At 39.9% G+C, this 26,305-nt stretch carries 24 protein-coding genes; 9 read left to right on the top strand and 15 right to left on the bottom strand.

Features of this window, described 5'->3' with window-relative positions; all coding sequences use genetic code 11:
* Position 1: 1 nt before the first annotated feature.
* The 3 genes from I7H67_RS06610 to I7H67_RS06600 form a co-directional block, all read right to left on the bottom strand.
* Positions 2-829 (bottom strand): SAM-dependent methyltransferase, encoded by an 828-nt coding sequence (locus I7H67_RS06610; RefSeq protein WP_198307409.1) that lies wholly within the window; start codon positions 827-829, stop codon positions 2-4.
* Between the two features lie 4 nt (positions 830-833).
* A complete protein-coding gene (locus tag I7H67_RS06605; protein ID WP_043961653.1) occupies positions 834-2,132 on the bottom strand; it encodes an FAD-dependent oxidoreductase in 1,299 nt (432 codons plus the stop codon).
* Between the two features lie 439 nt (positions 2,133-2,571).
* Positions 2,572-3,444: a pirin family protein gene (locus I7H67_RS06600; protein WP_198307408.1), complete on the bottom strand. Its 873-nt coding sequence runs from the start codon at positions 3,442-3,444 to the stop codon at positions 2,572-2,574.
* Between the two features lie 276 nt (positions 3,445-3,720).
* Here I7H67_RS06600 and ycaC point away from each other — a divergent pair, with 276 nt between their 5' ends.
* The gene (gene ycaC / locus I7H67_RS06595; RefSeq protein ID WP_002052204.1) at positions 3,721-4,347 is read left to right on the top strand and encodes an isochorismate family cysteine hydrolase YcaC; all 627 of its coding nucleotides are present in this window, start codon (positions 3,721-3,723) and stop codon (positions 4,345-4,347) included.
* 20 nt (positions 4,348-4,367) lie between these two features.
* Complete coding sequence (locus I7H67_RS06590; RefSeq protein WP_198307407.1) at positions 4,368-5,342, top strand: LysR substrate-binding domain-containing protein; 975 nt, start codon at positions 4,368-4,370, stop codon at positions 5,340-5,342.
* 103 nt (positions 5,343-5,445) lie between these two features.
* Here I7H67_RS06590 and I7H67_RS06585 read toward each other — a convergent pair whose 3' ends face one another.
* Together I7H67_RS06585 and gabT are read right to left on the bottom strand one after the other, a co-directional pair.
* Positions 5,446-6,894, bottom strand: coding sequence for an NAD-dependent succinate-semialdehyde dehydrogenase (locus I7H67_RS06585; protein ID WP_151988731.1), 1,449 nt, complete (start codon positions 6,892-6,894; stop codon positions 5,446-5,448).
* The gene (gene gabT / locus I7H67_RS06580) at positions 6,891-8,183 is read right to left on the bottom strand and encodes a 4-aminobutyrate--2-oxoglutarate transaminase (protein WP_004789969.1); all 1,293 of its coding nucleotides are present in this window, start codon (positions 8,181-8,183) and stop codon (positions 6,891-6,893) included. The genes I7H67_RS06585 and gabT overlap by 4 nt, the downstream gene beginning before the upstream one ends.
* A 155-nt stretch (positions 8,184-8,338) precedes the next feature.
* Here gabT and I7H67_RS06575 point away from each other — a divergent pair, with 155 nt between their 5' ends.
* Positions 8,339-9,838, top strand: coding sequence for a PLP-dependent aminotransferase family protein (locus tag I7H67_RS06575; RefSeq protein ID WP_151822331.1), 1,500 nt, complete (start codon positions 8,339-8,341; stop codon positions 9,836-9,838).
* Between the two features lie 60 nt (positions 9,839-9,898).
* Here the strand turns inward: I7H67_RS06575 and I7H67_RS06570 are convergent, their stop codons facing one another.
* The gene (locus I7H67_RS06570) at positions 9,899-11,341 is read right to left on the bottom strand and encodes an amino acid permease (RefSeq protein ID WP_198307406.1); all 1,443 of its coding nucleotides are present in this window, start codon (positions 11,339-11,341) and stop codon (positions 9,899-9,901) included.
* A gap of 327 nt (positions 11,342-11,668) precedes the next feature.
* Positions 11,669-12,217: a helix-turn-helix domain-containing protein gene (locus I7H67_RS06565; protein ID WP_151822332.1), complete on the bottom strand. Its 549-nt coding sequence runs from the start codon at positions 12,215-12,217 to the stop codon at positions 11,669-11,671.
* 68 nt (positions 12,218-12,285) lie between these two features.
* Between I7H67_RS06565 and I7H67_RS06560 the strand changes: the two genes are divergently transcribed.
* Both I7H67_RS06560 and I7H67_RS06555 read left to right on the top strand, forming a co-directional pair.
* Positions 12,286-12,981 carry an AzlC family ABC transporter permease gene (locus I7H67_RS06560; RefSeq protein ID WP_151822333.1) on the top strand — a complete coding sequence of 232 codons (696 nt, stop codon included), beginning with the start codon at positions 12,286-12,288 and terminating at the stop codon, positions 12,979-12,981.
* Positions 12,978-13,301 carry an AzlD domain-containing protein gene (locus tag I7H67_RS06555; RefSeq protein ID WP_111855172.1) on the top strand — a complete coding sequence of 108 codons (324 nt, stop codon included), beginning with the start codon at positions 12,978-12,980 and terminating at the stop codon, positions 13,299-13,301. Before I7H67_RS06560 ends, I7H67_RS06555 begins: the two co-directional genes overlap by 4 nt.
* A gap of 41 nt (positions 13,302-13,342) precedes the next feature.
* On the opposite strand, the gene ssb is transcribed toward I7H67_RS06555, so the two are convergent.
* The 3 genes from ssb to I7H67_RS06540 form a co-directional block, all read right to left on the bottom strand.
* Positions 13,343-13,933: a single-stranded DNA-binding protein gene (ssb, locus tag I7H67_RS06550; RefSeq protein WP_004789979.1), complete on the bottom strand. Its 591-nt coding sequence runs from the start codon at positions 13,931-13,933 to the stop codon at positions 13,343-13,345.
* Between the two features lie 51 nt (positions 13,934-13,984).
* Complete coding sequence (locus I7H67_RS06545; RefSeq protein ID WP_005300707.1) at positions 13,985-15,349, bottom strand: MFS transporter; 1,365 nt, start codon at positions 15,347-15,349, stop codon at positions 13,985-13,987.
* 147 nt (positions 15,350-15,496) lie between these two features.
* A complete protein-coding gene (locus I7H67_RS06540; RefSeq protein ID WP_005300706.1) occupies positions 15,497-16,579 on the bottom strand; it encodes a DUF475 domain-containing protein in 1,083 nt (360 codons plus the stop codon).
* Between the two features lie 262 nt (positions 16,580-16,841).
* Here I7H67_RS06540 and tenA point away from each other — a divergent pair, with 262 nt between their 5' ends.
* The 3 genes from tenA to I7H67_RS06525 all read left to right on the top strand — a co-directional run bounded on the left by tenA (position 16,842) and on the right by I7H67_RS06525 (position 18,863).
* Positions 16,842-17,516, top strand: a complete 675-nt coding sequence (tenA, locus tag I7H67_RS06535; RefSeq protein ID WP_151768131.1) for a thiaminase II — start codon at positions 16,842-16,844, stop codon at positions 17,514-17,516.
* Positions 17,517-17,581: 65 nt separating this feature from the next.
* Positions 17,582-17,953, top strand: a complete 372-nt coding sequence (locus I7H67_RS06530) for a MerR family transcriptional regulator (protein WP_005300704.1) — start codon at positions 17,582-17,584, stop codon at positions 17,951-17,953.
* A gap of 103 nt (positions 17,954-18,056) precedes the next feature.
* On the top strand, positions 18,057-18,863 hold the full coding sequence (locus I7H67_RS06525) for an SDR family NAD(P)-dependent oxidoreductase (RefSeq protein WP_198307405.1): 807 nt from the start codon (positions 18,057-18,059) through the stop codon (positions 18,861-18,863).
* 42 nt (positions 18,864-18,905) lie between these two features.
* Here the strand turns inward: I7H67_RS06525 and I7H67_RS06520 are convergent, their stop codons facing one another.
* The 4 genes from I7H67_RS06520 to I7H67_RS06505 all read right to left on the bottom strand — a co-directional run bounded on the left by I7H67_RS06520 (position 18,906) and on the right by I7H67_RS06505 (position 21,302).
* Positions 18,906-19,247, bottom strand: coding sequence for a GlpM family protein (locus tag I7H67_RS06520; RefSeq protein ID WP_004789991.1), 342 nt, complete (start codon positions 19,245-19,247; stop codon positions 18,906-18,908).
* 52 nt (positions 19,248-19,299) lie between these two features.
* A complete protein-coding gene (locus I7H67_RS06515) occupies positions 19,300-19,653 on the bottom strand; it encodes a DUF1304 domain-containing protein (protein ID WP_002053763.1) in 354 nt (117 codons plus the stop codon).
* Positions 19,654-19,718: 65 nt separating this feature from the next.
* Positions 19,719-20,696, bottom strand: coding sequence for a zinc-binding dehydrogenase (locus tag I7H67_RS06510; RefSeq protein WP_198307404.1), 978 nt, complete (start codon positions 20,694-20,696; stop codon positions 19,719-19,721).
* Positions 20,697-20,699: 3 nt separating this feature from the next.
* On the bottom strand, positions 20,700-21,302 hold the full coding sequence (locus tag I7H67_RS06505) for a TetR/AcrR family transcriptional regulator (RefSeq protein ID WP_144732595.1): 603 nt from the start codon (positions 21,300-21,302) through the stop codon (positions 20,700-20,702).
* A gap of 297 nt (positions 21,303-21,599) precedes the next feature.
* Between I7H67_RS06505 and uvrA the strand changes: the two genes are divergently transcribed.
* The gene (gene uvrA / locus I7H67_RS06500; protein WP_198307403.1) at positions 21,600-24,431 is read left to right on the top strand and encodes an excinuclease ABC subunit UvrA; all 2,832 of its coding nucleotides are present in this window, start codon (positions 21,600-21,602) and stop codon (positions 24,429-24,431) included.
* Between the two features lie 27 nt (positions 24,432-24,458).
* On the opposite strand, the gene I7H67_RS06495 is transcribed toward uvrA, so the two are convergent.
* On the bottom strand, positions 24,459-26,219 hold the full coding sequence (locus I7H67_RS06495; RefSeq protein WP_198307402.1) for a P-loop NTPase fold protein: 1,761 nt from the start codon (positions 26,217-26,219) through the stop codon (positions 24,459-24,461).
* Positions 26,220-26,305: the final 86 nt, after the last annotated feature.

Genomic DNA, 26,305 nt, shown 5'->3' with positions numbered 1-26,305 from the left:
CCTATTTTTTTATTGCTGTGATTTGAATATAACGTACATATCCATTTTGGTAGAGTTGTTGGCATAACTTTGCAGTCATTTGAATTTTAAAATTTGCCAATCCTCGGCTTTGATTTTGTCTTTGCTGATTTTGAATATACCGCGAAAAACCGAGTAATACAGGCTCGGATAAATCTTCAATTTGAATATCTGCAAAACCTTGTTGTTCCAAGGTTGTTCTTAATATTTTTTCAGTCGGTACAGCATCCCAAGCGACATTTGCTGCTTTAAGTAAATAACGATGCTTTTGTTCTTGTAACACGCTCATGTTTTGACATGTGTCAGCACGCATTAGGTAATGAAAACCTAATCGGCCTTTTGAATTTAAAACTGGAGTGGCCGAATCTAGAAATGAATTTAAATTACTGTGATAAGCCGCATCAATACACAACACAGCATCGAAGTGTTGTTTAAATTCAAATTGTTTTAAATTTAAAAATGAACCACAAAAAATCTGACTTACTTCAGGAATAAGCCTTTGAATTTTATTAACACACTCTGGTTGTAAGTCAACTGCACTGAGGCTTTTGGGTTGATAGTGCTGTAGCCAGTGCAACAAACTTGCACCCTGTCCGCTGCCTAAATCTAAGAGATGATCTTTTGAATTTAAATTGACAGCTTGTGCCAAATGATCTGCCAATTGGCGACAAGCTTCACGGTAATTTTGGGTATTTTTCCAAAAACCCAAATTTGTCCAAGCAAGCTCTTCATCATCTCCCAAACTTGATGCATCAATTGCATATTTATGGGGAATAAGTCGAGAAAGAGCCGCTCGGACTTTTATTTTCACAATTTTAGTAACCGAGCTCAGGAGCAACTTCAACTTGAGGTTTTAAACCTACAAATGGTAAAGGTGCACCTAAAATTTCAGCAATATGCATCGCAGAAGTAACTGCCGACTCTAAAATTGGTAAGCCATCACATGACCATGAACCACAGTAAAATACTTTACGGTTTAAGTCTAAATGGCGTTGTTGCAATTCTTTATTTAGAGCAATTGTTTGTGAGTCTACAACTGCACGCGTTAAAGTCACTTTTGAAATGATTTTTTTAGGATCAATATCAGTCACTGGACGCCAAGTTTGGAATACAGGATTTTTGCCCACAAGTGAAGGTTCAACCGCATTCATCCAAACTGTGAATTGCTGACGGGTAAACTTACGATCCATCATATAGCTCAGCACTGACCAGTCTTTACGACGTGGCGGCATTACTGTTGCATCTGTATGAATAACAAGATCACCTTGTTCAAAACGGAATTGCTTAAGCAAATTCATATCTTCAGCAAATTGTTCAGGGTTCAAAAACTCATCAATTTTAGACGTTGGCGTTGCCACAATCACTCGATCAAATAAGTTCTTTTCACCTTGGCTGTTTTCAACCAGTACTTTTTCGCCTTGTAATTCAACGTTCTTAATCGCTGATCCGCTATGAATGTCGATATCTTTAATTAGGCTGTCTACAAATGCAGGTGTACCACCTTTCATACGTAACAGCATATCGCCATCAGTTAAGTGACGTAAAAACTCAAGTAAGTTTTTTGCAGGCCAGTCGCCAATTGTTTTTGGATTACACGTACAAATTGTATAGAGCACCGGCATTACAACACCATGCCAGAATACTTCTTCTATATCGTTCTGATTAATAAATTCAGCGAGGGTAATATCTTGATTTTTAGATTTGAAAAACTGATGAATTGCAGTTTTTAATTGCAACATTCCTTTCACAAGACGCCAGCCATATTGCTGGATACCTTTACGGTTATTGATAATCGGGAAATTACCAATACGACTACGAGATGTCGTTAACCATGTTTCCGTACGATCTTCGAATAACCAGCTACATGACATATAAGTACGAACTGGGAAGGTTTTAATGCCTAAATGAGCAGCAAGGCTGAGCGTGTTTTTCCACAGATGTGGATTCATCACACGTAGCGGTGCATCAATAATTCCACCATCGAATTCAATGCTATGGCTATCCATTCCCCGGCCAGGAAGTGCTTCAAATATCGTGATCGTATGCCCTGCATCTTTCAGAATTCTTGCTGCCGCAAGACCTGCCATTCCACTGCCAATAATTGCGATATTCAAAATGATGTCCCATTTTTCGAGAATTTTTTTGATTATCACTCATACCCTAAAAAAACACCGTATTAAAAACTACCAGATTTTTATTTTTTGCATCAATTTATATAGAAAATATTTACCTAACAGACAGGCTAGCTTTTTATATTTTTTTACAAAAATATACAGTCATATAAAAACTGATATTTTTTATAAATTTAAAAAAAATCTTTTAAATAAAATAAGATAATTTAACTATATTTATATCATATGTTTTACAACTATCTTTTTTTGAGATATCATAGAGCCACAATAATGAGAACCAAATCACATAAAACAATGCCGCAACAACAATGAAAACCATCATAAAAACAGAATCTTTACAGCGAAAAAGCCCGCTATTCACACTTGATAGCGGGCTTTTTATTACTTTGTTTTAATAGCGGATTAAGCGCAATTAAACAATTTATCCTTCTTGCATGATTGAACCGAATTTTCCACGATTAAAATCATTAATCGCTTCCATAATCTCGGCTTTGGTATTCATTACGAATGGACCATAACCTTCGATTGGTTCGTTAAGTGGTTGACCAGTCAACACTAAGAATTTAGTGTCTTCTTCTGCATTTAAGCTAAACTCAACACCCTCACGAGACAAAATCGCAACGGTTTTACCTTCAAGACGATTAGCATCATTGACCACAACCGCGCCATCTAATATCACAACAAGCGTGGTGTGCCCTTCAGGTACATAGAGGGTATGTTTTTGGCCTTTAACCAATTTACCATCCCATACATTTAATGGACTAAATGTAGTTGCAGCACCTTTTGCATCTGCATATTCACCAGCAATCACACGTAAATGGCTACCATGCTCGTCTAACGCAATGTCTGGAATCTCTTTCGCTTCAATTGCTTGGTATTTTCCAGGCGTCATTTTTGAATGAGCAGGTAAATTTACCCATAATTGCACCATTTCAAAAAGACCACCATGCTCTGCAAATTCAGGAGAATGGAACTCTTCATGCAACACGCCTGCACCCGCAGTCATCCATTGCACATCACCAGTTTTAATGGTTCCGCCGCCGCCACTTGAGTCTTTATGAGTCACTTCACCTTGATAGGCGATTGTCACTGTTTCAAAGCCACGGTGTGGATGCGAGCCTACACCTTGCTGTTCAATCGTTGGCGAGAAGGTATAAGGCGCTGCATAATCGAGTAGCAAAAATGGGCTTAAGGTTTGGCCTAAACGGTCATAAGAGAATAGGTTATATACAGGGAAACCATCACCCACCCAATGCATGTGGTTATTTTGATATGCACCAAGAAATTTCTTCATCTGATCTCTCCTATATATGTAGGATTTTCTTGAACTGAGATTGATTTTACGCCTCAATAATTGCAGTTTATAGATCAGGATTAGCAACACATTATTTCATCTATGAGACAATCATAAAGTTTGAAGTACTCTTTTTAAGATCGTCCTATTTTTAAAATTCTTAATCCTATTTTTTAGACTTAATCACGACAACAAACTCATCTAGCATAATTTTAGGCACTGATGACCTACTTAATAATTTTTGATTATTTATTTTGATAACACGAGGATATAAAAATGGCTCAAGATTACGTACGTTTAGACAAGGATAATGCTGCGGTACTTTTAGTTGACCACCAAGCAGGTTTACTTTCTTTAGTTCGAGATATCGATCCAGATAAATTTAAAAATAACGTATTAGCGCTTGCAGATGCTGCGAAATATTTCAATTTACCGACTATTCTTACTACCAGTTTTGAAAACGGTCCAAATGGCCCTTTAGTTCCAGAATTAAAAGAGCTTTTTCCAGATGCGCCATTTATTCCACGTCCTGGTCAAATCAATGCATGGGACAATGAAGACTTTGTAAAGGCGGTCAAAGCGACAGGTAAAAAACAACTGATTATTGCAGGTGTGGTCACTGAAGTTTGTGTGGCATTCCCTGCTTTATCTGCACTCGCTGAAGGCTTTGAAGTGTTTGTGATTACTGATGCTTCTGGTACTTTCAATGAATTAACCCGTGATGCTGCTTGGGACCGTATGTCAAAAGCAGGTGCTCAGCTGATGACTTGGTTCGGCATGGCATGTGAGTTACACCGTGACTGGCGTAATGACGTAGAAGGCTTAGGAGCCCTCTTCTCAAATCATATTCCTGATTACCGCAATCTGATGACCAGCTATAGCTTCAATACATCGCAAAAATAAGCTGAATTGCCAAGATTAGAGTGCTTAAGCGCTCTAATCTTAAATTTAAATGGATTGATCGGACATTGATAAGCTCTTTTGATGATTTTTATTATTTCTATTTAGTCGTAAAACACGGCGGCTTTAGTGCGGCCAGTGAAGCCGAAAATATTAGTAAATCTAAGCTCAGCCGACGCATTATTGACCTTGAAAATAAATTTAACGTTAGCCTCATTCAAAGAACAACTCGCCATTTTAAAGTGACCGATTTAGGCCAAGAGTTCTACGAAGAATGCTGCAAAGTTATTGCCCAAGTTGAATGCGCAGAAAACGTTTTGTTAAAGCAAAAAAGTGAGCCTCAAGGAGTAGTAAAAGTCAGCTGCCCACCTTTAATGATGCATTTTCAAATTAGAAAAATTTTAAATCAGTTTTTAAAAACTTATCCTAAAGTTGAAATATCGCTTGAGCTGACCAGCCGTCGGGTAGATATCTTGCATGATGATATCGATCTCGCGATTCGGACCAACTTTGAACCGAATGAAGATTCAAATTTAATTGTTCGGGATGTGATTAAAACCGACCACTGTCTGGTGGCTTCGCCTGAATTACTGCAAGGCCGTATTATTGAGCATTATTCCGAATTACAAGACTTTCCAAGTATCAGCTTAGGTACTCAAAAACAAAACCCTATTTGGCATTTATGCAATATTCGTAACGGTGAATCAGTTGATGTGCCTTATCAACCACGAATCAAAAGTAATGACTTAGCAGGGGTCTACTATGCAGTGATGGATGGCTTAGGCATTGCCGACCTTCCCTTTTTAACTGTTGAATCGGAAATTCGTAAAGGCACACTTATTCATATTCTTCCTGACTGGAAGTCGAATATTGGCATGCTACAACTGGTCTATGTGTCTAGAAAAGGTCAACGTCTGGTGGTCGAAAAACTCATTGAAACGCTGATTGAAGAACTCAGACGTTTACCCGAAAGCCATGAAGGATATCTGCCAACTTAAATAAAAAAACCGGTCATGAATGGGCATGACCGGTTTTTGTGAAACATCACATACAGCATAACTGCATGTTTTCGTTCAGAACAAAACGAAATCGCTTTGCTCCTTACTCCGATAAGTCTACGCATAGGTATTTCATTTCAACATATTCTTCGATGCCGAATTTTGAACCTTCACGGCCTAGACCTGACTGTTTTACGCCACCAAACGGAGCAACTTCATTTGAAATTGCGCCTGTGTTAATACCGACCATACCGTACTCAAGTGCTTCACCCACTCGCCATTGACGAGCTGTGCTTTGAGTAAACAAATAAGCAGCTAAACCAAACTCGGTATCGTTCGCCATCGCCACTGCTTCATCTTCAGTTTTAAAGCGGAACAGTGGTGCAAGTGGACCAAAAGTTTCTTCTTTAGATACTTTCATGTCTTGCGTTACGCCAGTTAACACAGTCGGTTCAAAGAATGTACCGCCAAGTGCCGAACGCTGACCACCAATACGAACTGTCGCGCCTTTCTCAGTTGCATCTGCAATATGAGACTGAACTTTTGCAATCGCATCTTCATCAATTAAAGGCCCTTGAGTTGAACCTTCCTGACGTCCGTCACCAACTTTCAGCTTAGACACGGCTTCAACCAAACGGTCTGCCAACGCATCGTAAATACCATCTTGAACATAAATACGGTTCGCACAAACACAGGTTTGACCGCTATTACGATATTTACTTGCCATAATGCCCTGAACAGCTTGTTCAAGATTAGCGTCGTCAAATACCACAACTGGTGCATTACCACCGAGTTCAAGTGAAAGCTTTTTAATAGTTGGCGCACATTGTTGCATCAAGATACGACCCACTTGGGTTGAACCTGTGAAGCTTAACTTACGAACAATATCGCTTTCGCATAGTGTTTTACCCACTTCAACCGCATCACCACTAATGTTAATTAAAACATCAGCTGGTAAGCCTGCCTGTAACGCCAATACTTCAAGGGCATATGCTGTTAACGGCGTTTGCTCTGCTGGTTTAACCAACATTGAACAACCCGCAGCAATGGCTGGACCTGCTTTACGCGTAATCATGGCAGCGGGGAAGTTCCACGGCGTAATTGCAGCTGTAACACCAATCGCTTGTTTAATCACGAGCAGACGTTGGTTTGGCAAGGTTGGTGTTAAGACTTCACCATCAACACGGCGGGCTTGCTCAGCAAACCAGCGAATGAATGATGCTGCATAACCAATTTCACCACGTGCTTCTGCCAATGGTTTACCTTGCTCAGCCGTTAAGATTTGAGCTAGATTTTCTTTGTGCTCAAGCATGAGGTTGTACCATGCCAATAACACATCAGCACGCGCCAAGGCAGTTTGCTTTTTCCAAGCAGCCTGCGCTTTTGCTGAACGATTAATTGCGGCTTCAACCCCTGCACGGTCATAGGTTTTTACCCATGCCAAAGTTTCACCCGTAGCAGCATCATTAACCTCGATATAATCATTTGATGCAGGTGCTTCTAATGAAATATCAGGATGTTTTAATAAATACTGCAAATTATTTTGAATCATGCAGATTGCTCCATTGCTTTTGCACTACCTGCTTTTAGAGTTGCAAAACCTTGTTTCAAGATATCAAGGCCTTGACGGAATTGTTCAGCAGGAATGGTTAATGGATATAAGAAACGAATTACATTACCGTATTTACCACAAGTAAGAAGTAACAACCCGTTTTCCATTGCATAGTTTTGTACAACTTTTGCTTGTTCAGCCGTTTCAAGCTCTACTGCAACCATTGAACCTAAAGCACGAATATCAGTAACCACGTCGCCTGTTGCTTGTTGAATATCTTTAAGTGCAACAACTAACTCAGCACCTAATTCATTTGCACGGTCACACAAGTTTTCTTCTTCAATCGCATCAATTACAGCGTGCGCAGCAGCAACCGCAATTGGGCTACCTGCGTAAGTACCGCCAAGTCCACCTGGGTTTGGTGCATCCATCACTTCTGCACGGCCAACAACACCTGAAATTGGGAAACCGCCGCCCAAGCTTTTCGCCATGGTGATGAGGTCTGCTTTAGTTTCGTAATAGTTCATTGCAAACAATTTACCAGTACGGGCAAAACCTGATTGCACTTCGTCAGCAACCAACAAAATGCCGTGCTTGTCGCAAATTGAACGTAAACGTTTTAAGAACTCAGCTGGCACCACATTGAAACCGCCCTCACCTTGTACTGGCTCAAGCACAATTGCTGCAACATCATGTGGTGCAATATCTTCACTGAAAATATCTTCAACGCTTTCAATTGCCGCGTCCACTGAAATACCTTTAGCAGGCACTGGGTAACGTGCATGGAACACACCCGCTGGCATCACACCGAAATCACGTTTGTAAGGTGCAGTTTTACCTGTCATTGCCATCGTCATAAATGAACGACCGTGGAAGCCGTTACCAAAAGTGATAATGCCGTGACGACCAGTGTAACAACGAGCAATCTTCACCGCGTTTTCAACTGCTTCTGCACCTGTAGTGAAAAAAGCTGACTTAGCAGGACCAGCAATTGGGGCACGCTCATTAATACGCTCAGCTAAAGCCACATAGCTTTCATAAGGTGTTACTTGATAGGCAGTGTGAGTAAATTTAGTGAGTTGTTCTGTCACCGCTGCAATGACTTTAGGGTGGCGATGGCCTGTATTTAAAACCGCAATACCACCAGCAAAGTCGATAAATTGGTTGCCTTCCTTGTCCCAAAGCGTGGCATTTTCAGCTTTTTCTGCATACCACTGACACATCACGCCTACACCACGTGGAGTTGCTTGCTGTTTACGTGCGTTAAGTGCAGAATGTTGATTATCCATTTGATTCCCTCATATTTTCATCATCAGTTGCAGCTTTGGTTTTTGCATCCTGTGCTTAATTTTCAGGGTGCTTTACAACGACTGCCTATGCATGTAATTTCGCTCGTCTGGCGGCAACTGACGAGAGCCATTTTTTAACTGTAGGAGAGAGCCAATTGCGTAGTTTACTTGGAGATCATTTATTACAACGGCTCCAACAGGACACCGAAGGTAAACTACATCAGCGCCTTTTCCGTTGTCTGCGTGGTGCCATTATTGATGGCGTCATTCAGCCTAAAACACGCTTGCCCGCTTCCCGTGACTTAGCCAGTGAAATTCATGTTTCGAGAAATACTGTTCTTACCGCCTACGAACAGCTACAAGCTGAAGGCTATTTAGAGGCTCGTACGGGACACGGCACATGGGTTGCCGAAAAACTACCGGAGAGTTTTTTAAATACACAAAATAAGAAAAAAGTAGTTTCAAGCCCGAAAGTTCAAAACTCTTATGCGCTCTCAAATCGTGGCTCAAACTTATTAGGCTATGCCGCAGCCTCACCACACCAATGGGGCGCTTTCGTGCCGGGAGCGCCCGATGTTACCGAGTTTCCCCATCATATTTTTAGTCGCATTCAGGCCCGCCTAAGCCGAGAACCTGACATCAACCGTTTAATTTACAGCAATGCTGGTGGCTGTATTGAGCTTCGAAGTGCCTTGGCAGATTACTTACGCGTTGCACGTTCAGTCCAGTGCGATGCTGATCAGATTATTATTACCGAAGGTATTCACCAAGCGATTGACTTAGTTTCGCGTGCGCTTAGTGATATTGGTGATCGCGTCTGGATTGAAGATCCAGGCTATTGGGGAATGCGCAACACTTTACGTATTAATGGTGTAGATATTCAACCCATGCCAGTCGATGCCGAAGGTATTATCCCTGAAGAAAATCCAGTTAAACCACCCAAATTAATTTTTGTCACGCCATCACACCAATATCCACTGGGTTCACATTTAAGCCTAGATCGTCGACGCAAACTGATTGAGATTGCCCGCCAGCACAATAGCTGGATTGTAGAAGATGATTACGACAGTGAGTTTCGTTTCTCAGGCCAACCGTATCCATCTTTACAAGGCTTAGAAAATGATGCACCTGTGCTGTACATGGGCACGTTTAGTAAAACCATTTATCCATCTTTAAGAATTGGGTATTTGGTGGTGCCTAAACCACTCTTTTCACCCCTACGTATTGTGGCAGCTGAACTGTATCGGGGTGGACATTTGCTTGAGCAAAAAGCTCTAGCTGAATTTATTCGTGAAGGTCATTACGAAGCGCATATTCGTCGTATGCGTTTACTTTATGGAAAGAGACGCGATTATTTAGTCAGTCTGATTAAACGCTATCTTGGCCCCGAATTTATTCATCAATATGACGAAGCAGCAGGATTACACTTAGTTTTAAAACTGCCAAACTCTTGCGATGACGTCGCGATTGCAACAACCGCACTTGAACGTGGTGTCAAAGTTCGACCACTTTCACAGTACTACATGCAATCGCATGCTCACGCAGAGCGCGGACTACTGATGGGCTTTGCCTGTGTAAATGAAAAAGACATGGTAATGGCTTTCGGCGTGTTGCTCCAGTGCTTACGTGAAGCAGGCGTACCTACGCTGAATTAACTGTTTTCTGTCCTAAATAAGAAAAGAGCCTCATTGTGAGGCTCTTTTTTATTTAAAAATTTAAACTAACTTTTCTTCATGCGTATGGGTTAAATGGGTTTCGCGACGCTCTTTACCCCAACCCAATTTTTCAGACAACAATCCGAAGAACACAATAATGCCGAACAATGCAGTGGTGTAAATCACTTCTTTAAAATAAGTGCCTTCAATTAACATCGTCAAAATGGCCCCAATAATCGCAAAGATCACCACATAGGTTAAGTAAGGGAACATCCACATTTTAAAGTCAATTTTCACGCCTTCAGCTTCTAGTTTTTTACGCATACGAAGCTGAGAATAAGCAATCGTCAGGTACACATACAGTGTTGCTGCACCCGTCGTTAGCATGAAAAAGTCGTAAACATCCATACTCTTAGTTGCAGTTAAAACCACAGCAATTACAGAGAAGAAGCATGACACAATCACGCCCACCCACGGACTACTTTTACTGTTTACAGAGCCAAAGCTTTTCGGTGCATCACCACGTTTAGATAATGAGAACAACATACGTGAACACGTATAAAGCGCTGAGTTAAAGCAGCTACATACCGAGGTTAGAACCACAAAGTTTACGATATGGCGCGCACCCGGAATACCAAGCGCAGACAACGTAACGCTATAAGTTCCCCAAGTCGAATCTTTCAAAAGTTCATTGTTGTGAGGAATTAAACATACCGCAACAAACATTGAACCGACGTAGAATAAAATAATTCGCCAAACCACTGAGTTCGAAGCCTTACGAATTTCTTTAGATGGGTTTGCAGACTCTGCCGCTGCTACAGTCACAATTTCAGCGCCAATATAAGCAAACATGACCCCAAGTAAGGCGGTAATAACGGATGAACCACCATTAGGCATAAAGCCTTGAGAGGTTAAATTACTGATACCAGATGCAGCTGGATTACCCCAAGGCCACAAATGCATGATGGCTAAGCTACCAATCACCAAGAAGATCACAATCGCAATGACTTTGATGAGAGCGAACCAAAACTCGAATTCACCATAGTTCTTTACGTTCTGCAAATTGACTGCAACCAGTGCACCAATGACGACAGTCATATAGACCCAGATCGGTATAAACGGGAACCAGTTATTTAAAATTTTACCTGCCACATAAGCTTCCCAGCCCATGAGCATTGCCAGCGTACACCAGTACAACCACCCAATTGAGAAACCTGCCCAACGACCAATTGCGCGGTCCGCATAAGTTGAAAAAGAGCCACTGTCGGGGTTTAAAACGGCCATCTCGCCTAGCATACGCATGATGAACCAAACGAGTAGTCCACCTAAAGCATAGGTTAAGAAAACCACAGGACCTGTGTTGTAGATGATACTGCCTGAGCCAACAAAGAGAGAGCCACCAATAACCCCTGCTATCGAGATCATCGTTAAGTGGCGTGATTTGAGTCCATGTTTTAAACTTTGGGAGTGATTGGCTTCAGAACCATTTTGATGAGCTGCCATATCATTTTCCTTAATATATGGAGGATATCGGCTAGACTCGGAAATCCTCCGAAGCCAAAAAATATCCCCTAAAAATTTAGCCGTTTTGCTCAATTCCTAAAACAGAAAATTCACTGAGCTTATCCGGCGCTTCCGTATGCATACTTCCAATGGCTTTAATTTGTCGTTTCGGCACTCAAGAAACGAGAGCCATTTTTCGAATAAAAGAGAGAGCCAATTGCAAAATTTATACGCAAAATTGGCTCTTTTTGTCTGAAATGCTGGTAAATGGTTTTAAGTTTTTATTATGAAAATAATTAAGTTTCACTTTAATAAGATTGGAATTCTTTAGTTTTGTTCAGAAATTAATAACGCTTTTGTACCTATTTCCAAGGCTCTAAAGATATGTTTCTGATCGGCAGGGTAACAAATATAGTCTCCAACACCTAGTTCAACAGCCTCATCAATTAAGCCCACTAAAGCTTTACCTTCGACCACAATAATGTGCTCCACAGAACCAACTGGATGAGGTTCTGAAAGACGGTCTTCGCCCGGCTCAACAATCAATAAATACACATCGCGGCGCGCATGCGGTGGACAAGTCGCCAACAAAATTGCTTTGTAATTGGCAATCTCGGAACTCACCGTTGGCCCATCACCACAGCGAATGACTTGTACCTGATTGCTCGGTTCTTCCATCAAACGTGCAAATGGAATATTGAGTGCAACACAAAGTGCCCATAGCGTTTCAATGCTTGGGTTACCTTGCCCTGCCTCTAATTGTGACAGTGTAGATTTAGCAACACCTGCACGACGAGCAACCTCTGCCAATGAAAGCCCTGCTCTTTGACGTTCACGCGTTAAACCTTTAGCAATAATTTCAATTGGCTGAGACATTCACCACATCCGTTCTATAAAAAAAACGATCGTTCGTTTTGACAAAACGATCAGACTTATTCATTATAATGGAAAATCGTTCGTTATATCATCCTATGTCCACATACTCTCTGATTAAGAAACTTAGTAAAGACACCACCCGCTCGATTTTCTTTGTCTGTTTAGCAACCAGTGTTGTTGGTATGTCTTTAGGTTCACTCGCCGCAAGTTATGGCTTAGCACTCTGGATCCCGCTTTGCTTATCTGTATTTGTGCTCGCAGGAACTGCTGAATTTATTTTTATTGGATTCTTGGCTGTAGGTGGTAGCCCAATTGCTGCTGCGATTGCAGGACTACTCGTTAATTTAAGACACTTACCTTTTGGTATTGCGGTCAATGAATTAATCAGAGGTAAATTCTCTCGATATTTCGGTGCTCATATCATGAACGATGAAAGCGTTTTGTTTGGCATGGCACAGCCCGATTTCGAGACAAAAAAAGCCGCTTACTGGCTATGTGGTATAGGCATCATGCTGACTTGGCCACTCGGTGTTACTGCCGGTTATTTTATTGGAAGTGCCATTCCAGACCCAAAAACGTTCGGTCTAGATGCCATTTTCCCTGCCATTTTAATTGCACTTACTTTTAATGCTTTAAAGAACAAATCTACTCGAAAAGCTGCATTTGCCGGATCAACTTTGGCACTGATTACCACACCATTTTTGGCCTCAGGACTTCCAATTCTAATTTCACTTTTTGGCTTAATATTTGGTAGAAAAAAATGAATCAACAATTACTCATTATTTTAGGAATAGGCTTGTTAGCACTTGGAACATATGGGATTCGTTTTGCTGGTTTTCACTTAGGCGCCAAGTTTACTTTTTCTGAAAAATACCAAGTTTTACTCTCAAACGGTGCGACTGTTTTACTCTGTGCGATTGCAGTCACGACGACATTTTTTGAAGGCCAAGATTTTGCAGGTTTCGCGCGTATATTCGGTGTTGGGCTAGCACTTCTCTTGGTTTGGAAAAAAGTACCGCTTTTATTGGTAATTTGCTTAGCAGCGGCTGGCACGGCCCTAATACGTTTGCTCGGAGTTGAGTAATAAAAAAGGCGAGATAAACTCGCCTTTTTTGAAACTTTTGATTAGAACGGTAAATCGTCGTCTAAATCAGCTGGTGCAGACGCAGGTTGTTGTGGCGCTTTAGGAGCGAAACCACCACCTTGTGGGCTGTTGCCACCATTACCGAAACCACCTTGGCTACCATAACCACCGCCATTGTTTTGGCCGTAGCCGCCACCTTGGTTGTTATTATTTTGATAACCATTACCACCTTGTTGAGGTGCATTAAAACGTGGTTGATTAAAATCATTACCGCCAGCGAAACCTTGTTCACCTTGTTGACGACCATCTAACATTTGCATCTGTTCGCCACGAATTTCTGTTGTATAGCGCTCTTGACCATTTTGATCAGTCCACTGACGCGTGCGTAATGAACCTTCAATATAAACCTTAGAACCTTTACGTAGGAACTGCTGAGCAATTTCACCTAAACGGTTATGCAAAACAATACGGTGCCATTCAGTTTGTTCTTTACGCTCACCTGAAGTTTTATCGGTCCAAGCTTCACTTGTCGCGATTGAAAATTGAGTCAGCGAGCCCCCATTTGGAAAAGTTTTTGTTTCAGGATCACGACCCAAAGTACCAACCAAAATAACCTTATTTACACCACGCATTAGCTGTCTTCATCCTATTCATTTCTATGTTTTACTTTATAAGAGTTATGCTTAAATGGCTACCTCTTTACCGAACAACTGCGTTAAATCACGTCGCGCAGCCTCATCAAGAGTCTGTTTATCGACTTTAATATAAGCAACTTGCTGGTCAGGCATCACCACAACTTCTTCTATACCACGAATTGCCAATAGCTGTGTGGTCCACTCATTCACCTGTTGCACTTGCGGTAATGGCAACACAATCGATGACAAATACCGCGGCTGAGCTAAACCAAAACTAATTAGCAACCATATTATAGCAATCCCTGTTAAGACACTCCATCCAATCGCAGTATTATGTAACATCAATAATTGACCACCTAGTGTGCCACCAAAAAAAGCACCTAAAAACTGGCTACTGGCATTTACACCCATAGCAGTTGCTTTTGATTGAATTGGCGCACATTTTGATAACCAAGATGGCAATAAAGCTTCCATCACATTAAAGGCAATGAAGAAAATACCTAGGCCTGCGAGTAATACATATTTTGATTGATAACCAAATATAAGCAGCAACAAACCTGCAATAATGCCTGTAATTGCCGTTAAGAAAATGCCTCGCATTTTGCGATATTTTTCAGCCACAATAATGCTTGGAAATGCAAAAAACAGACTAATTACTAGTAGTGGCAGATACACCAAACCATGACTGGCTAAAGGAATATGGGCAAACTCGATAAGCTGTGAAGGCACATAAATAAACATGGCAGTCAGCAATAAATGCAATGCAAAAACCGAAACGTGTAAACGGTTTAAATCACCCATTTGAATGACTTGCTTAAGCTGCGCTATGTAGCCTTGCTGATAATTACGATGATGACGAGTTACTTTAGGTACAAGCAATAACATCAAAATCGCGATTAAACCCATAATAGTCGTGACAAAGAACAAACCAGAAATGCCGACAAGACTTGTGAGCCAAGGCCCAAGGCTAAACGCCACCACAAAAGACAGACCAATACTCATGCCCATGGCTGCCATGGCTTTAGTACGCTGCTCTTCGCGCGTAACATCTGCCAAAAGCGCCATCACGACTGCTGAAACTGCACCCGCACCTGCTATAGCACGACCAATAATCACGCCATAAATCGTGTCAGATAAACCAGCAATTGCACCGCCAATAGCAAAGAGCAATAAGCCAAGTACCACGAGAGGTTTACGACTAAAACGGTCAGCCAGTAAGCTAAAAGGAATTTGTAAAATAGCCTGACTTAAACCATAGACACCCACAGCCAAACCAATGAGTGCTGGAGTTGCATATTGATATGACTGCCCGACTACAGAAAAGACAGGAATAATCATGAACAAACCCAACATGCGTAGCGCAAAAATACTACTTAAGGCAAAAGTTGAGCGACGTTCCAAAGCATTCATCATATCAATACACGTTTATCAAACTAGGCAAATTATAAGCCGATTCGTTTCTAAAAATACGGGACACCTTATTTAAATTAACGATTTCAGCTTAAAAAAATAAAGAGGCATTCAGCCTCTTTATTCTATCGAACTTTACTGAAAATTAGCTTAAGGCGACTGTTGCTCGCGCTTCGAATATTGGATTGAAGCAATAACGGCCCACACAATAAACGCTACACCAATTAAACCTGTCACAACTTCAGGTACATGTACGCCTGTACCACTTGCAATCATAATGAATGCTAAAGCACCAATTGCGTAATGTGCACCATGTTCCAAGAACACGTAAGCATCTAGCGTACCTTTTTCAACAAGATAAACAGTCATTGAACGGACAAAAATAGCACCGATTGCAAGACCTAACATAATCACAACAACGTCGCTGGTAATTGCAAAAGCACCGATCACACCGTCAAAACTGAATGATGCATCTAATACTTCAAGATATAAGAAACCGCCTAAACCAGCTTTAACCACACCAGACGCAGCACCCGAGCCATCTTGTAATACAGCATTACCATTTTCATCAATTTCAGGCTCACCACCTAACAAATGACTTAATACTTCAACGCCAATGTAAACCACAATGCCCCAAATACCGGCCATGGTCACTGCTAAACGTTGATGGTCATCTACATAACCAGCCATCACAATTAAAGCGATCAAAGCAATAAAAACAGACATTGCAGGTACGCTAGCTAAACTTGAAAGTTTAGATTCAAGCCATCTGAACCAATGGGTTTCTTTTTCATCATCAAAGAAGAAGTTTAAGAAAACCAATAATAAGAATGTTCCACCAAAAGCTGAAATTTCAGCATGGTGTGCCATTAAGCGCTCAGAATACGTTTTTGGATCGTTGAGTGCCAATTTTGCCACTTCAATAACACCCATATCAGCGGTTACAGCAACAATCACGACAGGGAAAATCAAACGCATACCAAAAACGGCGATTAAAATACCTACCGTTAAAAAGATCATTTTCCAGAACGGATCCCAATTACGTAGAACCGATGCATTTACGACAGCATTGTCAAAAGATAAAGAGACCTCCATTACCGCTAAAATCGCTGTAATCGTTAAAGCTTTAAGCATGGTAGACACGCCAGCTTCAGGTCCATGGGTAAAACCCCAATACGCGGATAGTGCTAAACACACCACCGTAAAAAATATCGAAAATCGGAAATGCTTCATGGATCAGACCTATACCAAGAACTAAATTTAATCTTTCTTAAAACCGCGGCTATTATATCGATAATTAACCACAAAACGATGTTGTTTTGTGCCGTTATTCCCGTTACTTTATCTCTCTGTTTAATAAAGAAATTTATAATCTTTAATTAACTTATTAATCGTATTAAATATTTTCTTGCGATATATCTATCATTATTATTTTTGTATTTTAAAATTGATTTAAAATCCGGTTCAGCTGTCTTATTTTAAATGGAATGATTTTATGCTTTTTTCTCAAGAACTTTGGCAACGTAATTTAAATTTATATCAAAAAATTCTCGACCTGCCTTTTAATCAGGAACTTGCTAACGGTACTTTAGATAAAGAAGCTTTTTGTCATTATGTCATTCAAGATGCCCAATATTTAGTGGCCTATGGTCGCGTACTGGCTATTGCGGCAGCAAAAGCGTTCGAGGCTGACGATATTATGCAATTTTCAGATGCTGCTAAAATTGCAATTGTAGTTGAACGTAGTTTGCATGATGACTTTATGAAAAACTTTGGGGTAACCAAAGAAGAATTTAAAAATACGCCTTTGACCTTAGCAGGCCATCATTACACTTCATTTTTAACAGCAACTGCTTGGTCTGAAAGCTACCCTGTCGTACTCGCTGCACTGTTACCTTGCTTCTGGATTTATGCCGAAGTCGGTAAAGATATTGTAGATAAATCAATTCCTAATAACCCTTATCAAGCATGGATTGATACCTATGCAGGTGAAGAGTTCCATATAGCCGTTCGTAATGTGATTGCGACAGTAGATAAAGTTGCCGCACGTTGTGATGCAGACACTTTAGAAAAAATGCATGCCGCGTACACCATGGGTGCAAAACTTGAGTGGTTATTTTGGGATAGCGCCTACCACCAAAGACAATGGCTAGGTTTAGACCATATTTAAAACTTCAAAAGAATCGGTCAGATCGTTCAAGACGCTGACCATTTTTAATAAAATGCGAGATAAATATGTATATCGGCGAATTAGCATCTTTAACTGGAGCCACTCCTAAAGCCATTCGGCATTATGAGAAATTAGGCTTACTACCAGTCGCAAAAAGAAGAGGCAATTATCGTATTTATGAAGAGATTGATGTTAAATCCGTTAAGATGATCCGCCTTGCACAAGCTGTTGGATTTAGCCTTGCCGAGCTTTATGACTTGTCCGCTTTAAAATATAAAAATAATCGCTTTCCTGTAGAAATTGCACAGCAGCTTATTCAAAAAAAGAACCAACAAATTATTGAGCAAAAAAAAGCGTTAAACCGTTTACAAGAAGATTTAAAAGAACTGGAAGATGAGATTATTCAGACTTATATTACCAATAAGATTTCTGCCTAAAACAGCTGGTTAAAATCTGCAAATAGCTTTCAAAATGAGTGCTTGACTCTGCCCTTAGGGACAAGGTTTATCGTAATGACTTCTTTTATTACGGACCAATAAAATGAGTGCTCATCTTTCAATATTTAAAAATTCAACAGCATTAATTACAGGCGCATCTTCAGGAATAGGCAAAGCCTATGCTCAAGAATTTGCATCTTTAGGAATTCATTTAATTTTAACAGCACGCTCTGAACAGAAACTAAATGATTTAGCCGATGAACTCAGAAAAAAATATAACGTGAATGTTGAGGTGATCGTTTTAGATTTAGCTCAACCCAATTCAGCTCAAAGCTTATTTGATGAAGTACAAGCTAGAAAATTAACGGTAGATATTTTAATTAACAACGCAGGATTTGGAAAATGGACTAAATTTTTAGATCAATCTGTATCTACCTATCAAGAAATGATCACGCTTAATATCAGCAGCGTAACGTCTTTATGTTATTTATTTTTGCCCCATATGCTTGCGAACAAAAAAGGCATCATGATTAATATTTCATCGACAGGCGCGTTCCAGCCGTTACCCTACATTGCTGTTTATGGTGCTAGTAAGTCTTATGTATTACAGTTTACTGAAGCGCTTGCGGGGGAATATGCATCTTCGGGAGTTAAATTTCTGGCAGTTTGTCCGGGCAATACCGAAACCAATTTTACTCAGGTCGCAAATGCCGATACGAGTGGTATGAAAAGCTCTACAGTTGAGGACGTTGTGTTGGCAACCGTTAAAGCATTAGATAAGAATAAAGCAACAGTTGTGGTGGGATGTAGCAACTATTTGACGTCTCAATTACCTCGAATTCTTCCTCGCCAAAAGATGATTAATTTAGTTGAAGGTATGCTCAAAACCCGTGTTGTTGAGCATTCATAAAAATAGTTCAATTTAAAAGATTAAGGGATTTCTCTTAATCTTTTAATGTTGAAACAGCTGCCAGCCATAAATTAAACCTGCCGCAGCCACGACCCAACATAGAGTTGCCAATCCTAGACAAGACCACATCGACATCCGTGTTGCTAGCACATAAACAGCAACTAAATAAATGGCATAGGGAATAAGTGACCATAGGCCAAACAGAGCCGTTTTCTGTAATGCTTCAGCTCCTTTTTGCTGATAGACAATCACATGAGCAATTAAAGCAAAGGTAGGAAAAAGCGGAACTAAACCTGCAATATAAAATGCCTTACTTTTCGATAAAATCGAAATAATGAGGACAACCCCAGCCCCCAACATACATTTTAAAAATAACGCCCACATACACTGATCCTACCTGATCATTTCCATTTCAAAACGCTGTATTTTGCGCTTTTTAAAGAAAATTAACAGCGACTAAAGCAATCAATGCTGGAACTGCCTGAATATAAATAATCTTTTTACTGGCAGTCAGACCACCATAGATACCTGCAATGAGTACACAGCCTAAAAAGAAATTAGCGATTGATGTCGCAAACGGTGCATCAGCCAATAAAGACCAAAACAAACCCGCCGCTAAAAAACCATTATAAAGCCCTTGGTTCTGTGCCATAACTTTGGTGAGTTTTGCTTTCTCTGCATTATTTCCAAAGGCTTTCATGCCATAGGGCTTGTCCCACAAAAACATCTCTAACACTAAAATATAGACATGTAATATGGCAATAAGCGCAATGAATATTTGTCCGATCATATAGTTTTCCTTTTTATTTTAAAGATATGAAAAAAGATCAGTCTCTCGACTGATCTTTTAGTGTGTTACGGTTTTAACAGCACCTTGCCTTGGCGAGCACCTTGTGTTGCTCTTTGGGCAGCTGTTTTAATCTCATCAAAACTAAATACACCTTCTACAGGTAGGATTAATTTTTTCTGAGTTGCTAACGTTAATAACTCAACAATCAGTTCCTTTTTACGAGCTGCTGGCATTTCTTTGTTGACTACACTCGCCCAGAAACCTTTTACTGTTGCTTGTTTAAAAATCAAATCACCCGATGAAATTTGCATGGTTTCACCAGTCATACTGCCAAACGAAACCAATAGACTATTTTCACTGAGTAAATTCAGCATTTCACCACTTGCTCTGCCACCAATTGAGTCCACACCAGCAATCAGCGGTTGATCACCGTGAATCTGTTTAACTTGCTCTTTCCAGTTTAGCTGATCAGTCGCGACAACATGTTGAATACCTAATGCTTGCATTTCAGCAATTGCATCAGTACGACGAACTAAATTAATTACAGGTAAGCCACGTGCCTGTGCAATCATCGCAACTGTTTTACCGACTGCACCATTTGCCGTGTTTTGAATGAGCCATTGACCCGGTTGAACGTTAACAAAATCTAAAAGCATCAGGGCACTAATTGGCATACCAATCAGCTGTGCTGCAGTTTCATCATCAATTTCATTATTGAGTGGAATAAGCCCTTGAGCCGGTGCAATAAAGTATTCAGCCCAACTGCCATGCACAGATGCAACTGCGATACGTTGCCCTACCTGTACATGAGTAACGCCTTCGCCCAACGCATCTACAATACCAACGGCTTCACTACCACCAATCGCAGGTAAAGTTGGCTTGTAGCCATAGCTTCCCCGTACTGTCCATACATCATGATTATGAATTGGAGACATGATGGTTTTAATACGCACTTCGCCTGCTTTTGGTTCTGGCTTTGGCATATCCGCCTGCTCTAAAACGTCTACAGGTTCGCCAAAATTACCATGGATAATACTTCGCATTCTTTATTCCTCTATCGGTTTTAAGAGTTGTTGGGTCGTTTCTAAAGCTAGATGTAGATGTGCTTTGTCTTGCGACAATTTTGTGAGCAAAGCGGCACCCAACCATAACTGATACATGACTTGCGCAGTTTTCAAAGGATCAATATGTTTTGGAATTGACCCTTCCTGTTGCCCTTCTTTGAGTAGCAAAGCTAGACGCTGCGTTAATTTGTACACACCGTCATTGAGAATTTGGCGCATATCTTCTGACAAGTCAGAAACCTCTGCCGCCAATTTCACAATCAAGCAGTTTTCAGCCCAGCTGCCATATATGGGATCATCAATCCACGCCTGCCACAACGCCATTAAACGGGCATGGGCACTTTGTTCACTGTGCTGCCAAAGTTGTTCCATACGAACTTTATAATTGGCCATGTATTGCTCTAGTAAGGCACAACCAAACGCCTCTTTCGAAGCAAAATAGTGATAGAACGAACCTTTGGGTACGTCACAAGTCTTTAAAATTTCTTGCAAACCAACACCGACAAATCCTTTGTGTAATACCAGCTCAAAGCTTGTATCCAAAATATGTTGTCGCGTGGTTTCACTTTTATTTAATCGTTTCATGCAGACACCATACTCCACTATTAGACCAGTCGTCTAGTAAAATTATGTTGCTCAATAAAATTTGCTAAGAAGTAGAAATCAAAAGAAAGGAATGTTAAAAATACAACCTGCTTATTTAAACAAATTTTGTCGATTGTCGTTTAACCGTCACAATTTGTCGCTTTAAATCATTTTGTACCACTTGAACAATTTTAAATCGTTATCATATATAGGGTCTGTTGTTTATAAATAGCCACATCTCCCTGTGCTAATCAAAACAACACCTAAATTTTCATTAATACATAATTGAGATGTTTTATGAGCCAAAGTCATATCCGTATTCGAGGCGCACGTACCCATAATTTAAAAAATGTGTCTCTCGATATTCCACGCGATAAGTTTGTGGTAATTACGGGGTTATCAGGTTCAGGAAAATCTTCTCTTGCCTTCGATACCCTGTACGCCGAAGGACAACGCCGTTACGTCGAATCGCTTTCGGCCTATGCTCGCCAGTTTTTATCGCAAATGGAAAAGCCTGAAGTCGACTCAATCGAAGGTTTATCTCCAGCGATTGCCATTGAGCAAAAGTCTACCAGTCATAACCCTCGTTCAACGGTTGGTACAATTACCGAAATTTATGACTATTTGCGTTTACTTTATGCTCGTGTCGGTACACCTTACTGCCCTGAACATGACTTGCCGATGGTTGCGCAAACTATTTCTGAAATGGTCGATGCGGTAAAAACACTTGAAGAAGGCACAGCACTCATGTTGCTTGCACCTGTCGTTCGTGAGCGTAAAGGTGAATACAGTAACCTGTTCGAGCAACTACAAGGCCAAGGTTTTGTCCGTGCCCGTGTTGATGGTGAAATCATTGATATTGATACACCACCTGAACTCGACAAAAAGAAAAAGCATACCATCGAAGTTGTCGTTGACCGCTTTAAAGTGCGTGAAGACTTAGGTAACCGTATTGCAGAATCATTTGAAACTGCACTGCGTTTAGGTGGCGATATTGCCGTTTTGTCATGGATGAATGGCGAACATCCTGATCGCGTTTTTTCTGCGAAGCATTCATGCCCTGAGTGTGATCGTGCAGTCGCAGAACTTGAGCCACGTTTGTTTTCATTTAACAACCCGTTCGGTGCCTGCCCTGTTTGTGATGGCTTAGGTACACGTAGCCACTTTAGCTCTGAAAAGCTCATTCCAAATCCGGATCTTGCAATTAGTGAAGGTGCTATTCGTGGTTGGGATCGTCAACGTCCATATTACTATTCGATGCTACAAAAAGTTGCCGACCATTTTGGTTTTCAACTTGATACGCCTTGGAACAAGCTAGATAAAGACACTCAAAAGAAATTCTTACAAGGTACTGGCAAAGAAAAAGTTGATTTAAGCTATATCGATGAGCGTGGCCGTAAACATACTCGCGTACAACCATTTGAAGGGATTTTACCGCACCTTGAACGTCGTTACCGTGAAACTGAAAGTAACTATGTACGAGATGATTTAGCTCAATACCTTTCTAATGCAGCGTGTGATGCATGTGATGGCTCACGTTTAAATGAAATTTCACGTCATGTTCGCGTTAAAGATAAAACGATTGCCGACATTACTCGCATGTCGATTGGTGATGCTGAAAGTTATTATCAAGATTTAAATCTTGAAGGTGCTAAAGGTGAAATCGCCGATAAAATCTTTAAAGAGATTCGAGAGCGTTTACATTTCTTGGTGAGTGTTGGTCTGAACTATTTAAGTTTAGCTCGTTCTGCCGAAACGTTATCGGGTGGTGAAGCACAGCGTATCCGTTTAGCCTCACAAATTGGTGCAGGCTTGATGGGCGTCATGTATGTCCTTGATGAACCATCTATTGGCCTGCATCAACGTGATAATGATCGTCTATTACAAACGCTGATTCGCTTACGTGATTTAGGTAATACAGTATTAGTCGTTGAACACGATGAAGATGCAATTCGTGCAGCCGACCATATTATTGATATCGGTCCGGGAGCTGGGATCCATGGTGGCGTGATTATTGCCGAAGGAACTTATGATGAATTGGCTAACCATGCTGATTCACTCACAGGTCAATACCTTTCTGGCAAACTCAAAATTGAAATACCAAAACAACGGACTCAATCACCACGTCCAGATGAGTTCATTAAACTTTCTGGTGCAAGTGGTCATAACCTTAAAAATGTCGATTTAAAAATTCCGCTCGGCATTATGACTTGTGTGACTGGTGTTTCAGGTTCGGGTAAATCGACCCTGATTAACCGTACGTTACTTCCATTAGCTGCAACACAGCTCAACGGTGCAACCACATTAACAGCTGAAAAGTTTGATTCAATTGATGGTCTTCAACATCTAGATAAAGTCGTTGATATTGACCAAAGTCCAATTGGACGTACACCACGTTCTAACCCAGCAACGTACACAGGGTTATTTACGCCAATCCGTGAATTATTTGCTCAAACACCAGAGGCAAAAGCCCGTGGTTATAGTGCAGGCCGTTTCTCGTTTAACGTGAAAGGCGGACGCTGTGAAGCCTGTGAAGGTGACGGCATGATTAAGGTCGCAATGCACTTCTTACCAGATATGTATGTGCCTTGCGATGCATGTCATGGCAAACGTTATAACCGTGAAACGCTTGAAGTGGGCTATAAAGGCAAAAACATTTCTGATGTTTTAGAAATGACGGTTGAAGATGCTGCTGAATTCTTTAGTGCAATTCCAGTCATCCACCGCCGCTTAGAAACCTTAACTCAGGTGGGCTTAGGCTATATTCGTTTAGGTCAAGCTGCTACGACCTTATCTGGTGGTGAAGCACAACGTGTAAAACTAGCGCGTGAGTTAGCAAAACGAGATACGGGTAAAACTTTATATATCTTGGATGAACCAACAACAGGTCTACATTTCCATGATATTGCTAAGTTACTCGACATTTTGCATGAGCTACGCAACAAAGGTAATACCATTGTGGTGATTGAACATAACCTTGATGTGATTAAAACAGCGGACTGGGTTGTCGACTTAGGTCCTGAAGGTGGTTCAGGCGGTGGTATGATTATTGCCCAAGGTACACCTGAACAAGTGGCTGAGGTTGAGATTTCCCACACTGGGCGCTTCTTAAAACCGATGTTGAAGTGATTTCATAGGGCTCGTTAAGAGCCCTTTTTAATTGTCTAATCTTGAAATTATATAATCCACATTCAGTTTTATTAATTCCGATTCTCTCCCCTTCTCTTGAAGTATCTCTAAAAGTTCCTGTCTTATTTTGGGATTTAAATCAGGCTTAATTGACTGCCTTATCATTTTTCTAATGATCTCTAACCTACTAATATCTGCAAAGCGTATATCATTTTTAATATCTTCAAATAATAATTTCTCCCAATCCTCTTTAGTCGTTCGCTCTAAAACCAAAGGAGAAGTATTAGTATTATAGGCGTTATGAACAAGATATTGTTCAACTAAATCAATGAGTTTAGGCAACCCTACAAAAGGATTCTTTAGAATAGATATCTTTATGTAACGATGAAATAGGTTCTGCTTTTTATATCCAAAACCAAAAATATCATCTGTAAATAATCTTCCCTTGGTTTGTATACTTATATCTATCCACGCTTTCACTTTCTTTTTCAAATCAGTGGCTAAATCTTTTCGATTAAAATTAATTAATAAAGTTTTATAAAAATCTATATTTTCTAAATTTTCACTACCAATTCTTTTGATGGCATAATAATGTAATTCATGGCAAAAATTATTACCAACTTCAAGATCTCTCCATTGTTTCATTAATCGATTAATATGCAATCTATATTGATTTTGCTCTTCTGAAATTAAATCAGAAACTGCTAATTCCTTAAGTTTCGGGAAATCAACCTTATCTATTTGCTCAAACCATTTTTTAAATTCAAAGAACCATAAATCATCCTGTACAAAACCGTAACTAATTTTTTTTAATGCATCATATTTCGTTTGTTTTATCTTACTCCAGTCTTTTCTCACATTATCAGAATAATATCTACAATCAGCCCAGCCATATTCAAAGTTTGCAAAATCATGAATTAAGTAGCCTTGCAGAATTCGAGTTAGAATAATTTCTTTTGTTGAATAAGCAACTTCTTTTGAGAACTCACTAAGAAAATATCTAAATAATTTAATTACTTTCTGGAAAAACCGAAAATTATGAATTTCTAATTTTTCAGCAAAATCTATCATCAAATTCACTAATTGCTCATCGATACCTTTAGTATTTTCCCGAATCAAAGGTTCAACAGAAGTTAATATTATCGTTTCATCAACTAACTTTTCTTTATAGCTACTATATTTATCCCTATTTTCGCCCTCTGATTTCTCTTCATCCAAAATTAAAATAATTTGACAATTTTTTTCTAATTTTAGATAGTTTGCCAACCCCATAACATCTTTGATATCTAAACTCTTAGACATCCTCTCAAAATCATCAAAACAAATAATTGAGTTTTTAACTTGTAAGAAAAGTAACGACTCTAAAACTCTTGCTGATGTACTCACACCATAACTTGATACTTTCACATCCCTAAACTGAGCTAATGTATTCTTTAAAAGTTGGATAAATTCAAATCTATCAATGTCCGATTTAGCATGTGGATTAAGAGTTAACTTCGTACAAATAGTATTTTTTAAGTCACTTAAATTTTCTATACCAAAAAGAGAAATATAAGCATATTTTCGACATTCAAAAACACTTTCATAATTAACTCTACTAGCTTCATAATAAAAATTTTGTTTATCTTTTATCTCTTTATAAGTGGAATTTTTATAAAAATTGTTCCAGAAGAAAGTTTTACCGATACCCCAAGCCCCAGTAATCGCAATGGCCGTACCATTTTCTTCATTTTTTATATTATTTTCTAATAATTCTTTTAGCCTTTGTTCTTTTTGTAATGTATTCATAATTCAGTATATTTCAAGCTAGCCTATACTTAATGAAAACACAGATAATTTTAATTTTCAAAAGCTAACTGGATAAAATTTTAGAA

It is taken from the genome of Acinetobacter sp. ACIN00229, from assembly GCF_016106645.1.
GTDB classification, from domain to species: Bacteria; Pseudomonadota; Gammaproteobacteria; order Pseudomonadales; family Moraxellaceae; genus Acinetobacter; species Acinetobacter oleivorans.
This window is presented reverse-complemented; position numbering and strand designations above follow the sequence as displayed.

What these genes read in the sequence shown, in the direction of transcription:
- I7H67_RS06600 (WP_198307408.1), bottom strand. Translation starts at nt 3,444, where the DNA reads ATGAAGAAATTTCTTGGTGCATATCAAAATAACCACATGCATTGGGTG.
- ycaC (WP_002052204.1), top strand. Translation starts at nt 3,721, where the DNA reads ATGGCTCAAGATTACGTACGTTTAGACAAGGATAATGCTGCGGTACTT.
- I7H67_RS06585 (WP_151988731.1), bottom strand. Translation starts at nt 6,894, where the DNA reads ATGATTCAAAATAATTTGCAGTATTTATTAAAACATCCTGATATTTCA.
- gabT (WP_004789969.1), bottom strand. Translation starts at nt 8,183, where the DNA reads ATGGATAATCAACATTCTGCACTTAACGCACGTAAACAGCAAGCAACT.
- I7H67_RS06570 (WP_198307406.1), bottom strand. Translation starts at nt 11,341, where the DNA reads ATGGCAGCTCATCAAAATGGTTCTGAAGCCAATCACTCCCAAAGTTTA.
- I7H67_RS06565 (WP_151822332.1), bottom strand. Translation starts at nt 12,217, where the DNA reads ATGTCTCAGCCAATTGAAATTATTGCTAAAGGTTTAACGCGTGAACGT.
- I7H67_RS06560 (WP_151822333.1), top strand. Translation starts at nt 12,286, where the DNA reads ATGGAAAATCGTTCGTTATATCATCCTATGTCCACATACTCTCTGATT.
- I7H67_RS06555 (WP_111855172.1), top strand. Translation starts at nt 12,978, where the DNA reads ATGAATCAACAATTACTCATTATTTTAGGAATAGGCTTGTTAGCACTT.
- ssb (WP_004789979.1), bottom strand. Translation starts at nt 13,933, where the DNA reads ATGCGTGGTGTAAATAAGGTTATTTTGGTTGGTACTTTGGGTCGTGAT.
- I7H67_RS06545 (WP_005300707.1), bottom strand. Translation starts at nt 15,349, where the DNA reads ATGATGAATGCTTTGGAACGTCGCTCAACTTTTGCCTTAAGTAGTATT.
- I7H67_RS06540 (WP_005300706.1), bottom strand. Translation starts at nt 16,579, where the DNA reads ATGAAGCATTTCCGATTTTCGATATTTTTTACGGTGGTGTGTTTAGCA.
- tenA (WP_151768131.1), top strand. Translation starts at nt 16,842, where the DNA reads ATGCTTTTTTCTCAAGAACTTTGGCAACGTAATTTAAATTTATATCAA.
- I7H67_RS06530 (WP_005300704.1), top strand. Translation starts at nt 17,582, where the DNA reads ATGTATATCGGCGAATTAGCATCTTTAACTGGAGCCACTCCTAAAGCC.
- I7H67_RS06525 (WP_198307405.1), top strand. Translation starts at nt 18,057, where the DNA reads ATGAGTGCTCATCTTTCAATATTTAAAAATTCAACAGCATTAATTACA.
- I7H67_RS06520 (WP_004789991.1), bottom strand. Translation starts at nt 19,247, where the DNA reads ATGTGGGCGTTATTTTTAAAATGTATGTTGGGGGCTGGGGTTGTCCTC.
- I7H67_RS06515 (WP_002053763.1), bottom strand. Translation starts at nt 19,653, where the DNA reads ATGATCGGACAAATATTCATTGCGCTTATTGCCATATTACATGTCTAT.
- I7H67_RS06510 (WP_198307404.1), bottom strand. Translation starts at nt 20,696, where the DNA reads ATGCGAAGTATTATCCATGGTAATTTTGGCGAACCTGTAGACGTTTTA.
- I7H67_RS06505 (WP_144732595.1), bottom strand. Translation starts at nt 21,302, where the DNA reads ATGAAACGATTAAATAAAAGTGAAACCACGCGACAACATATTTTGGAT.
- uvrA (WP_198307403.1), top strand. Translation starts at nt 21,600, where the DNA reads ATGAGCCAAAGTCATATCCGTATTCGAGGCGCACGTACCCATAATTTA.
- I7H67_RS06495 (WP_198307402.1), bottom strand. Translation starts at nt 26,219, where the DNA reads ATGAATACATTACAAAAAGAACAAAGGCTAAAAGAATTATTAGAAAAT.